Genomic DNA, 14,437 nt, shown 5'->3' with positions numbered 1-14,437 from the left:
CCGGCTTCCTCAGTTTCCGCAGGCGTCCGACCGGGCGCGCCCCCGCCCATGTCCGAAGTCTCCAACGAAGCCGCGCGCCGCCGCACCTTCGCGATCATTTCCCACCCCGACGCCGGCAAGACCACGCTGACCGAAAAGCTGCTGTTGTTCGGCGGCGCGATCCAGATGGCCGGCTCGGTGAAGGGCCGCAAGGCCGCGCGCCATGCCACCTCGGACTGGATGGCGCTGGAAAAGGAGCGCGGCATCTCGGTGACCTCCTCGGTGATGCAGTTCCCGTACGAGGGCAAGGTGATCAACCTGCTCGACACCCCCGGCCACGCCGACTTCGGCGAGGACACCTATCGCGTGCTCACCGCGGTGGATTCGGCGCTGATGGTGATCGACGTCGCCAAGGGCGTGGAAGAACGCACCATCAAGTTGATGGAAGTCTGCCGCCTGCGCGACACGCCCATCATGACCTTCATCAACAAGCTCGATCGCGAGGGCAAGAACCCGATCGACCTGCTGGATGAAGTGGAAACCGTGCTCGGCATCCAGTGCGCACCGGTGACCTGGCCGATCGGCATGGGCCAGCGACTGAAGGGCGTGGTGCATCTGATCACCGGCGAGGTGCATCTGTACGAACAGGGGCGCAACTTCACCCGTCAGGATTCGACCATCTTCCCGTCGCTGGATGCACCCGGCCTTGCCGCCAAGATCGGCGAGCAGATGCTGGCCGAACTGCGCGACGAGCTGGAACTGGTGCAAGGCGCCAGCAACGCCTTCGATGTGGACGCCTACCGCGCCGGCCAGCAGACACCGGTGTTCTTTGGCTCCGGCGTCAATAATTTCGGCGTGCAGCCGCTGCTGGACTTCTTCATCGAACACGCCCCGCCGCCGCAGGCGCGCGACACCACCGGCCGCCGCGTCGAAGCCACCGAAGCCAAACTCAGCGGCTTCGTGTTCAAGATCCAGGCCAACATGGACCCGCAGCATCGCGACCGCGTAGCCTTCATGCGCGTGTGCTCGGGCAAGTTCACCGCAGGTATGAAGACCTTGCACGTGCGTAGCGGCAAGGACGTCAAGCTCGCCAACGCGCTGACCTTTATGGCCTCCGACCGCGAGATCGCCGCCGAAGCCTGGCCGGGCGATGTGATCGGCATCCACAACCACGGCACCATTTCCATCGGCGATACCTTCACCGAAGGCGAATCGCTGTCGTTCACCGGCATTCCGAACTTCGCGCCGGAATTGTTCCGCCGCGCGCGCCTGCGCGACCCGCTCAAGCTCAAGCAGTTGCAAAAGGGCCTGGCGCAGCTGTCCGAAGAAGGCGCCACACAGTTCTTCCGCCCGTTGATGAGCAACGACCTGATCCTGGGCGCGGTGGGTGTGCTGCAGTTCGACGTGGTGGCCTACCGGCTCAAGGACGAATACGGCGTGGATGCGATCTTCGAGCCGGTGAGCGTCACTACCGCGCGCTGGGTGCAGTGCGAAAACGCCAAGAAGCTTGAGGAATTCCGCGAGAAAAACGCCGGTAATCTGAGCATCGATGCGGCCGGCCAGCTGGTCTATCTCGCCCCCACGCGCGTCAACCTGCAGCTGGCGCAGGAACGTGCGCCGGATGTGCGCTTCTCGGCGACGCGCGAACATGCGCACGCCAAGGCCATCGATTGAGCCGCGCTTAACGGGAAAAACGCTACGCGACTGCTGGCGATGCGAATTGCTCGCAGTTGCGCTACATTTTTGGCATGAATGCAGACGCCTCCCCCTCGACCGACCTGCGCGACGAAATCGCCAGTGCGCTGACCCATGGCCTGGGCGCCATTGCCGCATTGACCGGTGGCTCGGTGCTGATCACGCTGGCAGCCATCTATGGCGATGGCTGGCAGCTGGCCACCTCCATCGTCTTCAGCGCCACGCTGGTGCTGCTCTACGTCGCCTCCACGCTGTTCCACGCCATCCCGCATGCCGGCGCCAAGGCACGCCTGCAGGTGCTCGATCACTGCGCGATCTACCTGCTGATCGCCGGCACCTACACGCCATTTACGCTGATCAATCTGCGTGGTTCCTGGGGCTGGGGATTGTTTGCCGCGATCTGGACCATCGCCGCGGCCGGGGTGATCTTCAAACTGTTTTTCACCGGCCGCTTTCGGTTGCTGTCCACCGTGCTGTATCTGGCAATGGGCTGGCTGATCGTCGTGGCGATCGAACCGCTGTTGCGTTCGGTCGACACCTGGTCGCTGTGCTGGTTGCTCGCTGGTGGGCTCTTCTACACCTTGGGCACCTACTTCTACCAACGCGACACCCAGCGCTATTTCCACGCGATCTGGCATCTGTTCGTGCTGGCCGGCAGTGCCTGCCACTTCGTTGCGGTGATCGAACAGGTGGTGTGATCGTCGTCGCGTTCGCGCGCCGGTCACGAGCCATCGCCAACCATGGGTCGCGTGAACAACGCGCCCCCGACTGCTGTCACCCCTTCCGCCCGCATACCGCGCCGTCGACGCTGGCTGATCGGGCTCGGCAGCGTTATCGCCATCGTGGCGGTCCTGCTGCTGCTCTTCGACTGGAACTGGCTACGCGGCCCGGTCGAACGCATGGTCAGCGCCAAGACCGGCCGCGTTTTCCATCTGGGACATCTGGATGTGGACCTGGGCCGCACCATCACCGTTCGTGGCGAGCGCTTGCAGCTGGGCAATGCCGCGTGGTCCAAGCGCGGCGCGATGGCAGAACTGAACGCTGCCGAGATCGATGTCGAGCTGTGGCCCCTGCTGCGCGGCAAGGTGCGGCTGCCGGAAATTCGCCTCGATCAGCCCACCGTTCTGCTGGAAGCGGGCGATGAGACGCATCCGGGCAACTGGGTGTTCGATACCCAGAAAGGCGATGGCAGCATGCCGCGGCTCGGACGGCTGCTGGTGACCAAGGGACGGCTGCAATACATCGACGATGCCATGCGCTCCAATATCGATGTGGCCATCGACAGTCTGGCGCCTCCGCGTAGCGACCAGCGTGCAGCGCCGATCGGCATCGACGGCAAGGGCCGCTGGAAGGGCTACCCGTTTACGCTGAAAGGCAACACCGCCTCGCCGCTTGAGTTGAGCCAGAGCGAACATCCCTTCCGCATCGATTTGCGCGGCAGTGCCGGCGCCACCCGTACGCACGTGCGCGGCACGCTGACCAATCCGTTTCAGTTCCGCGTCTTCAATTTGCAGATGGCGCTCAGCGGCCAGGATATGGAAGACCTGTATCCGCTGACCGGCGTCGCCATGCCATCCACGCCGCCGTACACACTCGACGGCCACCTGCGCCGCGATGGCGATGTATGGCGCTACGAGACGTTCACCGGCACTGCCGGCGATAGCGATCTGTCCGGCACGGCGGAGGTGGACCTGCGCAACAAACGCCCGTTTCTGCGTGCCGATCTCGCATCCAAACGGCTGGATTTCGACGATCTGGCCGGCTTTGTCGGTGCACCGCCCAAGACCGGCGCGAACGAATCGGCCAATGCCGAGCAGAAAAAGCAGGCGGCGCAACTTGCCGCCAGCGCGCGCATCCTGCCGACCACGCCCTACGATCTGTCCAAACTGCGCGCGATGGATGCGCAGGTGCGTTGGCGCGCGCAGCGCATCAATGCACCGTCCTGGCCACTGGACGACATGGATGCATCGTTGACGTTGAAGGATGGCCTGTTGCAACTGGACCCGCTCAACTTCGGCGTGGCCGGCGGAGACATCCGTTCGACCATCCGCATGGATGCGCGCAACCCCGTCATCACCACGCAGCTGAAGGCCGGCATTCGCGGCATTCGGCTGGACCGGCTATTTCCAGACGCCACACTCGCCAAACAGGCCTCAGGCGCGATCGGTGGTGAGCTGGACCTGCGTGGCCGCGGCAATTCGATTGCGGCGATGCTCGGCAGCGCCGACGGCTCGATTGGCGTTGGCATGGGCCGCGGTCATGTCGGCAACCTGATCATGGAACTGGCCGGTCTGGACATCGCCGAATCGCTGAAGTATTTGATCATCAAAGATCGTCAGATCCCGGTGCGTTGCATGTTCGGCGATTTCGGCGTCAAGGACGGACTCATGCAGTCGCGTGCCCTGGCGTTCGACAGCACCGACACCATCATCGTCGGCGAGGGCAGCATCAGCCTCAAGAACGAGACGCTCGATCTGCTGCTGCGCCCACGCCCGAAAGATCGCAGCATTCTGAGCCTGCGTTCGCCGTTGCGGATTGCCGGGACCTTCAAGGACCCGAGCTTCCGCCCGGATTTCAAGGCACTCGGGCTACGCGGCGCGATTGCTGTCGCACTCGCCACCATTGCACCGCCCGCAGCATTGCTTGCCACCTTCGAACCCGGCCCGGGCAAGGACAGCGATTGCGGCGGCAAGTACGTGCATTGATCGCGCTGGGTCGTGTGACGCTTGGAGCCGCTGACAGAACGACTGTGCTCACCACCAGGAGGGCACGACCCGTGCTCGGTGCGGCATGTACCACTGGTACATGCCGGTCCTGAGCGCGCCGTCCGCACCCACCTGACGAGTACTCGCTACATTTTTTAGGCACTCTTAGGCTGCACTCGACGTGCATGCGCCGACCCCACTGGCAAGATCAGCCGGCTGGCAGACTAGACCTGCCGCCAACCGGGTTAACGCTCAACTGGCGATATAGCGCTGCAACTGGTCGATATCCTGCCGCTGCGCTTCGATCACCGCCTTGACCAGATCGCCGATGGAGATCACGCCGTGCACGCGGCCGTTCTCGACCACCGGAAGATGCCGAAAGCGGCCGTCGGTCATCAACTGCATGCAGCGCTCAACGGTCTCCGATGGAGACACCGTCACTACCTGAGAACTCATGATCTCCGCCACGCTGGTGGTGGACGACGAGCGATCGCGCAGCACCACTTTGCGCGCGTAATCGCGCTCGGACACGATGCCGGCGAGTCGCTGGCCATCCATCACCAAGACCGCACCGATGCCCTTTTCAGCCATCAGCCGGATCGCCTCGATCACCGCGGCATCGGCCGCAACTGCGAATACCTCAACCTGTTTGGTCCCCAACAGCTGTCGTACGGTCTGCATGGCCCGCTCCGCGCTTGGTCTGGTCGTCGCAGACTACTCCCACCGCGCCGCGGTGGGTATCGACCAAATACAACGGGCGCTGTTTGGCCTCGTCGTACAGCCGGCCCAGGTATTCGCCGATCAACCCCAAGGCAATCAGCTGGATGCCGCCCAGAAACAGGATCACCGACATCATGGTCGGCCAACCGGCCACCGGGTCGCCCATCAGCGCCGCCTTGACCACCACCCAGCCCCCGAACAGGAAGGCAGCAAGCGCGGTCATCAGGCCCAGGTAGGTCGCCGCGCGCAGCGGCACCGTGGAAAAACTGGTGATACCGTCGAGCGCGAAATTCCACAACCGCCACACGGTGAACTTGCTACGCCCGGACAGGCGCGGCGAGCGTCGGTACGGCAATGCCACCTGTCGAAACCCCACCCAGCCGAACAAGCCTTTCATGAACCGGTGGCGTTCGCGCAGTTGCTGCAAGGCTTGCACGACGCGGGGCGAGAGCAGTCGAAAGTCGCCGGTATCGGCTGGAATCGGAGTGCGCGACAAACGCCGAATCACCCGATAAAACGCATGTGCGGCGCCACGCTTGAGCCAACTCTCGCCCTCGCGAAAGACGCGCGTGCCAAAGATGTTGTCGTATCCGGCACGCCACAATGCAACGAATTCGGGAATCAATTCCGGCGGATCCTGGCCATCGGCATCGAGCAGGACCACCGCACCCGGCAGCACATGGTCCAGGCCTGCGGACACCGCCACTTCCTTGCCGAAGTTACGCGACAGCCGCAGCGCACTCACGTGCGTATCGGATTCGGCAAGCGCCCGCAGCACATCCCAGGTGCCGTCGGTGCTGCCGTCGTCGACATACAGCACGCGCGTCTGCAAGCCATGCAAGTCCGCCAGCACCGCACACAGGCGCGGATGCAACAGCGGAATGCTTGTTTCTTCGTTGAACGCCGCGATGACCACCGTGAGACGCTCGGTGGCGGCCGGCAATTGGGCGGTGTCGATGGCGCTCACCTCACCGCGCCTGCAGGTACGCGGCGCCGCCCAACTGACGCGCCTGCCGCTGGATCCAGGCGGTGCGTCGTTGCACATAGGCACCCGGCCGGCGCGCATCGTACCGGCGTGGAGAGGGCAATACCGCGGCCAGGCGCGCCGACTCGGCCGGCGACAGGCCAGCCGCATCCTTCCCCCAGAACTGCCGCGCAGCCGCCTGCGCGCCGTAGACCCCGTCGCCAAATTCGGCCACGTTAAGGTACATCTCCAGAATGCGCTGCTTGGGCCAGAACAGCTCGATCAGCACGGTGTACCAGGCCTCCAGGCCTTTGCGCACCCAACTGCGGCCCTGCCACAGAAAGACATTCTTGGCGACCTGCTGACTGATCGTGCTGGCGCCGCGCACACGCCCGCCGCGCGCATTGTGATCGCGCGCCTTCTCGATGGCCTGCAGATCGAAACCGTGATGCATCGGAAACTGCTGATCCTCGGCAGCGACCACCGAAATCGGCAGGCTGGCGGCGATCTGATCGTAATCGCACCACTGCTGGTGCAGGGAAAAACTCCCGTTCCCCTCGCCCCAGGCCTCCAGGTAGCGCCCGACCATCATGCTGCTGATCGGCGGGTCGACCACCCGCAGCACCAGCACCTGCAACACGCTCGCCGCCGCGAACAGCAGCGGCGCCGCCAGGATCCAGCGCAGCCAGCGTCGGCGCCGCGGTGCTGTCACCTGCTTGCCATCCAATGCATCCGTCCCCATTAGTTCGCTTCGACCTTCAATCCCGATGCCTGCCGCATTATCCGGCAACCAGCGTCCCTTACGTCCGATGTCTCCATGACCGATCACGATCAGCTTTCCCGTTTCCTGCTGCCTGCCGCCGGCGTGCGCGGTGTCCACGTGCGTCTGACCAAGGCCTGGCACGACGTCCAGGGCGCCGCCGAGTACCCTCCTGCCGCGCGCCAGCTGCTGGGCGAAGCCGCGGTGGCGGCCGCCCTGTTCACCGGCCACACCAAGGTCGACGGGCGTCTGTCGGTGCAGTTGCGCGGCAACGATACCCTGCGCACCCTGTTTGCCGAATGCACGGCCGCGGGCACCTTGCGCGGCATCGTGCAACTGGCCGAGGGTGCCGACGCGCCCACCGACCTGCGTGAGCTGGGCGAGGCCGCCCTGCTGGCGATCACCATCGAAAACCCCGGCCTGGACCCGCGCGAACCGCAGCGCTACCAGAGCCTGGTCGGCATGCAGGCCCCGGATCTGGCCGAAGCCTTCGAAACCTATTTCAAGCAGTCCGAGCAGCTGCCGACCCGCCTGTTGCTGGCCGCTGGCCCGGATCACGCCGCCGGCCTGCTGCTGCAGAAACTGCCTGGCGACGAAGGCGACAACGACGGCTGGACCCGCATCGGCGCTCTGTTCGACACCCTCGGCGCACCCGAGCTGCTGTCGGTGGCCGGCGAAGACCTGCTGCACCGCCTGTTCCACGAAGAAGACCCGCAGTTGTTGGGCGGCAAGCCGCTCAGCTTCGGTTGCTCCTGCTCCCGCGAGCGGGTCGCGTCGATGCTGGAATCGCTGGGTGAAGAAGAGGCGCGCGCAGCCGCTGAAGAAACCGGCGAGGTGGAAGTGCGGTGCGAGTTCTGTGGCCGCGAGTATCACTTTCCGTTGACCGAGTTGGCCGTACTTTTCAGCACGGCGCAGCCCTCTCAGCAGGCGCCGGAACGGTTGCAATAGATAGCATCGGCGGTGCGTTCTGGGGAACGTGACCACTTGTTAAATAATCATAAACGCCCTAGCATTCTCACTGCCCGCTCTCGGGAACTTAACAACTGCCCCTAGGGTCTGAACTCTGGTATGCGACACCTTCTGCGCCTTCCGCTCGCTTTGCTGGTTGCCCTTGCGGCAGCTACGGGTGTGCATGCGCAGTCGGCATCCCAGCAGTTGCGCGAGAGCACCATCCTGCCGGTGTGGAACAAGGGCAGCGGCAAGGTGGAAGCGTTTCTGTACCTGGAACCCACCGGCGAGCAGAAGGCCGGCGCGCGCTGGCATTTCGGCCGTAATTCGCTGGATGCTGCGCTTGGCATGACCTCGGGCGATTCCTTAGGCCTGCTCTGCAATAGCAGCCGTGGCACCAACATCAGCGGCCTCGCCAGTCACTGCCTGCTGGCCGGCATCGGCGACGATGAAGAAGACAGCGCTGCCGCGTCGCGTCGCGTCTCCGGCACGCTGGGCTTCAACCGTGGCAGTGGCCGCGTCGGCGTCACCGCAGGTGCCGGTCGCGACACCCTGCCCGCCTGGCTGATCGGCGCCGGCAAGGCACCGTTGACCCGCGTGGAGCAAAACGACCTGACCGTTTTCGGCCAGAAGAACATCGGGCGCGAAGGCTTTGTCTCGATTGGCGGCACCTACGCCCGTGCGCGTCTGGTCCCGCTGGCTGACGTCTCCCCGGCCATCGCCGACCAGTGGGACAGCAAGACGCTCAGCGTCGGTGGCGGCTACGGCGCCTTCAGCGCCAATGTCATCGGCCGCGTCGTCGATGTCCCCGGCCAGCCGGAAAAATGGGAAGGCCTGGGCCTTGGCCTGACCTGGCGCACCCCCTGGAGCGGGCAGTTGACAGTGGGCGCGGAGAACGTCATCTCCCGCGGCAAGAACCCGTTCGCTCCCAACAACGAGAGCAACAGCGACGGCACCATTCCTTATGTCAGGTATGAGCAAGACCTTTAATTTTCTTCCATTCTGAAGTCATAACGCCACCTTCACATATGGTGGCGTTTTCGTTCATGGGAGCAAAATTTAACGGGACTTTAATTTTTAGGGACAGCCATATACCATCGGTTCACCCTGACGCTTTGGGACCGCTGTTTCGGACCCGCCTGCCAGGCCAACCTAACCGTTACACGGAGAGAGAGCCCATGAAGTGCACGTCAAGCAAGCTGCGTGACGCCGTTGTACTTGCGCTTGTCGTCGGAGGAGCTTATTCATCAACATCCTTCGCACAGGACACATCCGCTGGTACAACAACCAACCTCGACAAAATTGAAGTGACCGGATCACGCATCAAGCGCGCTGATCTGGAGACTTCTAGCCCCGTATTCGTGATTGATCGTCAAACGATCCAGAGTTCCGGCGCGGCAACGGTCGGCGAATTTCTCCAGCGCACGCCTGCCATTGCCGGCGCCGCTACCAATCCTCAGGTCAACAATGGCGGCGGCGCGGGCGCGGCTACAATTGATCTGCGCGGACTTGGCGTCAACCGATCACTCGTCTTGGTCGACGGTAAGCGATGGATTGGCACTGTCAGCAATGCGAACGGCGCGGTGGACATCAACTCCATCCCTCTAGGTCTCATTGAGCGCGTCGAGGTGCTGAAGGATGGCGCATCGGCAATCTACGGCTCTGACGCAATTGGCGGCGTCGTCAACTTCATTCTTCGCAAAAATTTCGACGGCGTTGAAGCAAGCGCCTACTACGGAACATCGTCACGTGGTGACGCGTCGACTGAGCGGTATGACGCCGTCTTCGGCATGACAAACGATCATGGCAGCCTGATGCTAGGCGCAAGCTACGACAAAGCAGAAGAAGTACGTGCGGCAGATCGAACCTACTCAAGCCAGCCCTATCAACTCTACGCTGGCGAGAAAGGCATTGGTGGGACCAGCCGCATTTTGACTGGCCGCTATGTCGTGCCGCGTGGGAATGCTGCTGGCGTCAATTTATCTGATCCCAATTGTGGCGCTGGCGCGAACGTTACTCTTACGCGAATCGATGGACGTCCTGGCTCGTCACCGTCGGACTTTCGTTGCTTCAACCCGCAAACCGATGTTTACAACTATCAGGCCGATGGAAATTTGACGCTGACACCGCAGGAGCGGACCAGCCTCTTCATGAACGGCACTTACAAGCTGAGTGACAACGTCGAAGCGTTTGTGCTTGGCTCGTGGCTGCGGACCGAGTCCTCCTTTGCACTGGCACCTCTGCCGTTTGATGGCCGACCTGCAGTCGATGACGTTCCGATCAGCGCAGATAGTCTTTACAACCCCTTCGGGGTCGATATCACGGACGCGCGCCTGCGTCTTCGTGACTTCATCCCCACGCGCACAACCCGCTTCGTAACGGAGACCTACCAGATTACCGGAGGCCTTCGCGGTGCGTTTGGTGACAGCAGCTGGAGTTGGGATGCGTCGTACGGGTACGGCCGTTCGCCACAGTCATCCTCGGTGAAAGGGTATTTGTTCAGCCCTGGCCTCACGGCGGCACTTGGCCCGTCCATGATCGATCCTGCAACCGGAAATCCTATTTGCGTCCGGACGCCAGGTAACCCGGCCACGGCCATCAATGGCTGCTTGCCGGTCAACTTCCTTGGCCCCGCACCCAATGCAAGCACGGCTGTAGGCCAGGCTCAGTTGACTGCGCTTGGCCTGATCAATCCAACGATTACCAATACCAACGAAAACACTCTTAAGGTTTTCAATGCCAACGCGACAGGTGACCTATTTGATATCCCCGCAGGAACCGTCTCATTGGCGGTTGGCGTGGAGCGACGCGAAGAGTCAGCAAGTTCGACCAGCGATTTCCTCACGATCATTCCGCCTGGCGAAACTGTCTGCTTGACCACGCAGGAAGCATGTACGTTTGGTGATATTTCTGGGAAGTTTGACGTCAACGAAATCTACGCTGAATTACTGATCCCATTGTTGACCGACGCACCTTTCGCAGAGAAGCTCAATCTGACACTGGGAACCCGTTACTCGGATTACTCAAATTTCGGCGGCACCAACAACTCGAAAATCGGGCTGGAATGGAAGCCGTTCTCCGATCTGTTGATCCGCGGCACCTATGCAGACGTCTTCCGCGCACCTACGATTGGCGACCTGTTTTCACCTACAGCGCCAAGCGCAAATAGCTATGTCGATCCTTGTAACGGTTACTCGGGCCAGACGACGGCCGACCCGCGCGCCTGTGCAGGTGTTGCGCCTGACGGATCCTTCCGTCAGAGCAACAACCAGGTAACCTCTTTCCAGGTCTCAAACCCGAACCTTCAACCAGAGGAAGGCGATGTTTTCACATATGGTTTCGTGTATAGCCCGAGCTGGCTCGAAGGGTTTAGCGTAACCGCTGACTACTGGCGCGTAAGCCTGGATCAGTTCATTACCAATCTTCCAGAAACCGTTATGCTGAACCAGTGCTACCAATTCGGCCGCTACTGCGACACCTTCATTCGCGACGAAGCAGGTGACGTTGCGCAAATGACGAACGTGATTGGCAACTTTGGTGAGCTGCGGACCAGCGGCGTCGATCTCGGGTTCCGCTACACCACTCAGGAAGCTGCGTGGGGCAAGCTTTCGTGGAATCTCGATACAACATATATCCGTCAGTACGACGTTCGTCTGTTGTCAGGAGACCCGACCAGCGACGTGGGAGCATTCCCAGGCATTCCGGAAAGCAAGGGACTCGCCGGCACGTTCGTTGACTCTGCATCTTCGGGCTTCGGGAATATCGCGCGCTGGCGCGCGCTTAACGATTTGACCTGGACCTATGGCAATCTAAATGCAAGCCTGACAACTCGGTATGTCCACCACGTCAACGAGGCACCGGACGTCGCCGAAGTAGGTACAGACGGCTACGTGGCCAAGCGTCAGGTCCCCTCCTACACCCAGACGGACTTCCAGCTCGGGTATCGCCTTGAGTCGTTGAACAACAGTACGATTCAAATCGGTGTTCGCAACCTGGCAGATCGGCAGCCGCCACTGGTTTATTCCGGCTTCAATGCCTCCACCGACTTGCGGACCTACGATGCCATCGGCAGGTACTACTGGATGCGCTGGACTGCACGATTCTGATCTGAAAAAGGAAAAGGAGGATGCCGCTTCTGCGGCATCCTCCTCTCCGGGTCACCTTCGGCATTTCATTCGAATAAAAGACAATAGTTTGTCAGCACAATTGTGCGCCAAACTGGTCGACTCTTTTGAGGCGCTCAGCGAATTTCACGAAAGAAATGGCCAGGGCATTCGCCAAGGTCTGGAAGAAAGTTCCTGGACGGAATTGGACATCTCCAAATTGTCCGATAGTGCTTTTCTTGGATTCTTCCGCTCGCTGATCAGCGAGGAGCTCAAGCGCTACAACACGGAAGTAGACCTAGACATTGCTGTCCCCGACAGCCCGCTACTAAGCCCGTTGATTCTCAAGCGCTATCGTGCAGGAAGCGATGAACGCTTCCAGACACATTTCGACTCCATAAACAACGTATCCGATCGATACATGGTTTTTCTATGGTATCTCAACAATGTATCGGAAGGCGGCGAAACTTGGTTTCCAGGGTTGAACTACGGCGTCGAACCGAGAGCCGGCAGGCTTTTAATGTTTCCACCATATTGGATGTACGCCCACCAAGGCAGGCCACCGCATAGTGGAGACAAATACATACTTTCCACCTACCTCCGCTTCCCGCAACGCTGACTAATCGTAGCCATAACGGCGACGCCATGGCGCGAGAAGAGTTAGCGTACGCTGCGAGAAATGGTGTCGATAATTTTCCCACCGCCCAATTGCTCGACCATTGATCGGCTCGATAACCTGGGCATAACTCGGCGTGTTGATTCGTGTCGATCGCGACATGGCATGCTCCCGAAAATTTGCCATGGCGTCGTCCCACTCTGACTCCAGGAAGTCTAAGAGTGCAGAGACATGCAAAGGCATGTCATTCACCAGATCTTCGTAACGAACCTCCTGGACATGGGCGTTTGCCAATGCTCTATGACGCTCCCAGTGAGACATCACATTTACATAAGTCTCCGCGGAAGCTTCCAACGTTGCAAATGAAAGAGCACCTCCACGCATGCCAAATGCCTGCATGTAACAGCTCAGCACGCAGTCGTGGGGGTCCCGCAAGAGAAAAATATACTTCGCACGCGGAAATATTCGCGCAATGTAAGGAACTCGCGTCAGATTCAAAGGGTACTTATCGATCAGACTCGGCTTTAGAGAGATGTATTTGGCGGCAACTGCATAATAACAACCTCTCGCCCGACCGATCTGATCGTCAGAGAGTGCAGTCAGCCAATCATCTAGTTGCGGTTCGGCAAAATGCTTACTTGAGCGCAGGCTAGCGATGGCCTCTTCTAACGCCGGACGCTCATCCAATACCGCAAAACCTGGGTGCGCGTCCAATATGCGCTCTAGCAAGGTTGTACCTGATCGCGGGAAGCCCACGAGAAATGTCGGATCTTCCGAACGCTCACCCCTTCTTAAATTACGCCAAGCTAAAGGAACAGGATTCGCCAACGATTCTTCCAACCATCTCAGGGCGTTATCAGCCAACTGCCCTGGAAACCGCTGGTTGTATGCCGCAACAGCGCGTACATGCCCGCGATTCAACGCGGCCATCGCTTCGTCAAAGCGGCTACCAGCATCAGCATTCTTGGCGCGCTCGAACTCCAGCAGCGCTCCAATTGCTCCATCTCCAACCATTGCAATGCCGGAAGCTAGGCATTTTTCAGCGCATTCGTATTTCATTTTCCGACGAAATATTCGCCCCAATGCGAGCGCCTTCATTGGCGACATTTCGCTCCCAATAACGCTTCGATGCTGCAGATAACCTTCAGCTTCCTCCACACGATTAAGTCTCTCAAGCAAAAGAACAAGCTGCATCCGCAACTCACTCGTTGCGTGCGTATCATCAAGAAGATCTTTATACAGAACCAACGCGCGCGGCTCTTCACCGCAATTCGCAAGCAACCAAGCGAAGCTTTCACGCTGCGCACGCGACATTTCGTAATACTCAAGGCGAGCAAGACAAGATTTCATCTCGTCGAATCGCTCAAGCTCCATCAAGCATTGCGAATAAGCCAGAACAACATCACATGCCTCTGGCTCCTGCTGCCAAGCATTTCGAAGACTTATTTCTGCCTGCTGGTACCTTTGCAGATAAAGCAGTGCCAGCCCTTTTCCCAAATGACAAGCCACTTCATCCCCAGCACCTCGCCGCACAGCCTCTTCATAGGCTACCAGCGAACCCGAGAAGTCCTCTAGCTCAAGCAGCAAATTGCCGATGTTTATCAGATATGCGGGCTCACTGAGCTGAAGACTTGCCAGATGCCAATAAGCATGACAAGCATCAAGCAGTAACTTGCCATTATGCAACTCTTCTGCAAATCGCGACCAAGCAGCTGCACTTGAGAGATCGGGCACGACCTCGTCACGAATCCAGGCCTGCATTTTTTCTTGGTGATCAGACAGCAACGTAAGCATCACCGAATGATCTCACATTGCGGCGGATAAGAAAGCGCATAGCTTCATGCGTCTTGTTGAAACGAATACTGCGAATTCGCCGCAGACATTAGAGCCTCAACCGAGTTTAAAAACTTTGCCTGAGCCCTACTAGCTCAGATGCTGATTTAAAAA

At 60.2% G+C, this 14,437-nt stretch carries 11 protein-coding genes and 1 other RNA gene; 8 read left to right on the top strand and 4 right to left on the bottom strand.

Annotated elements, in window-relative coordinates; all coding sequences use genetic code 11:
* Window positions 1–48: 48 nt before the first annotated feature.
* The 4 genes from ASF90_RS10460 (at window position 49) to ASF90_RS22065 (ending at window position 4,540) form a co-directional block, all read left to right on the top strand.
* Complete coding sequence (locus ASF90_RS10460) at window positions 49–1,653, top strand: peptide chain release factor 3 (RefSeq protein WP_055849361.1); 1,605 nt, start codon at window positions 49–51, stop codon at window positions 1,651–1,653.
* Window positions 1,654–1,727: 74 nt separating this feature from the next.
* Entirely contained in the window at window positions 1,728–2,372 is a 645-nt protein-coding gene (locus tag ASF90_RS10455; protein ID WP_055849357.1) for a hemolysin III family protein, read from the top strand.
* A gap of 42 nt (window positions 2,373–2,414) precedes the next feature.
* Window positions 2,415–4,379: an AsmA family protein gene (locus ASF90_RS10450; RefSeq protein WP_055849354.1), complete on the top strand. Its 1,965-nt coding sequence runs from the start codon at window positions 2,415–2,417 to the stop codon at window positions 4,377–4,379.
* A gap of 85 nt (window positions 4,380–4,464) precedes the next feature.
* Window positions 4,465–4,540: non-coding RNA, sX9 sRNA (locus tag ASF90_RS22065), on the top strand.
* 91 nt (window positions 4,541–4,631) lie between these two features.
* Here ASF90_RS22065 and ASF90_RS10445 read toward each other — a convergent pair.
* The 3 genes from ASF90_RS10445 to mtgA are packed head-to-tail and all read right to left on the bottom strand — an operon-like array spanning window position 4,632 to window position 6,805.
* Window positions 4,632–5,060, bottom strand: coding sequence for a CBS domain-containing protein (locus tag ASF90_RS10445; protein WP_055849352.1), 429 nt, complete (start codon window positions 5,058–5,060; stop codon window positions 4,632–4,634).
* Window positions 5,020–6,066 carry a glycosyltransferase family 2 protein gene (locus ASF90_RS10440; RefSeq protein WP_055849351.1) on the bottom strand — a complete coding sequence of 349 codons (1,047 nt, stop codon included), beginning with the start codon at window positions 6,064–6,066 and terminating at the stop codon, window positions 5,020–5,022. The genes ASF90_RS10445 and ASF90_RS10440 overlap by 41 nt, the downstream gene beginning before the upstream one ends.
* Window position 6,067: 1 nt before the next feature.
* Window positions 6,068–6,805 carry a monofunctional biosynthetic peptidoglycan transglycosylase gene (gene mtgA, locus ASF90_RS10435; RefSeq protein ID WP_055849349.1) on the bottom strand — a complete coding sequence of 246 codons (738 nt, stop codon included), beginning with the start codon at window positions 6,803–6,805 and terminating at the stop codon, window positions 6,068–6,070.
* 75 nt (window positions 6,806–6,880) lie between these two features.
* Between mtgA and ASF90_RS10430 the strand changes: the two genes are divergently transcribed.
* The 4 genes from ASF90_RS10430 to ASF90_RS10415 all read left to right on the top strand — a co-directional run bounded on the left by ASF90_RS10430 (window position 6,881) and on the right by ASF90_RS10415 (window position 12,493).
* Window positions 6,881–7,771 carry an Hsp33 family molecular chaperone HslO gene (locus tag ASF90_RS10430; protein WP_055849347.1) on the top strand — a complete coding sequence of 297 codons (891 nt, stop codon included), beginning with the start codon at window positions 6,881–6,883 and terminating at the stop codon, window positions 7,769–7,771.
* Between the two features lie 153 nt (window positions 7,772–7,924).
* Window positions 7,925–8,761 (top strand): hypothetical protein, encoded by an 837-nt coding sequence (locus tag ASF90_RS10425; RefSeq protein ID WP_055850372.1) that lies wholly within the window; start codon window positions 7,925–7,927, stop codon window positions 8,759–8,761.
* Between the two features lie 188 nt (window positions 8,762–8,949).
* A complete protein-coding gene (locus ASF90_RS10420; protein WP_115560579.1) occupies window positions 8,950–11,877 on the top strand; it encodes a TonB-dependent receptor in 2,928 nt (975 codons plus the stop codon).
* Complete coding sequence (locus tag ASF90_RS10415) at window positions 11,831–12,493, top strand: 2OG-Fe(II) oxygenase (RefSeq protein WP_082473485.1); 663 nt, start codon at window positions 11,831–11,833, stop codon at window positions 12,491–12,493. Before ASF90_RS10420 ends, ASF90_RS10415 begins: the two co-directional genes overlap by 47 nt.
* Here ASF90_RS10415 and ASF90_RS22060 read toward each other — a convergent pair whose 3' ends face one another.
* Window positions 12,494–14,284 (bottom strand): sulfotransferase, encoded by a 1,791-nt coding sequence (locus ASF90_RS22060; protein ID WP_082473484.1) that lies wholly within the window; start codon window positions 14,282–14,284, stop codon window positions 12,494–12,496. It abuts the gene before it with no gap.
* Window positions 14,285–14,437: the final 153 nt, after the last annotated feature.

Source organism: Xanthomonas sp. Leaf148 (assembly GCF_001423585.1).
Taxonomy (GTDB): domain Bacteria; phylum Pseudomonadota; class Gammaproteobacteria; order Xanthomonadales; family Xanthomonadaceae; genus Xanthomonas.
This window is presented reverse-complemented; position numbering and strand designations above follow the sequence as displayed.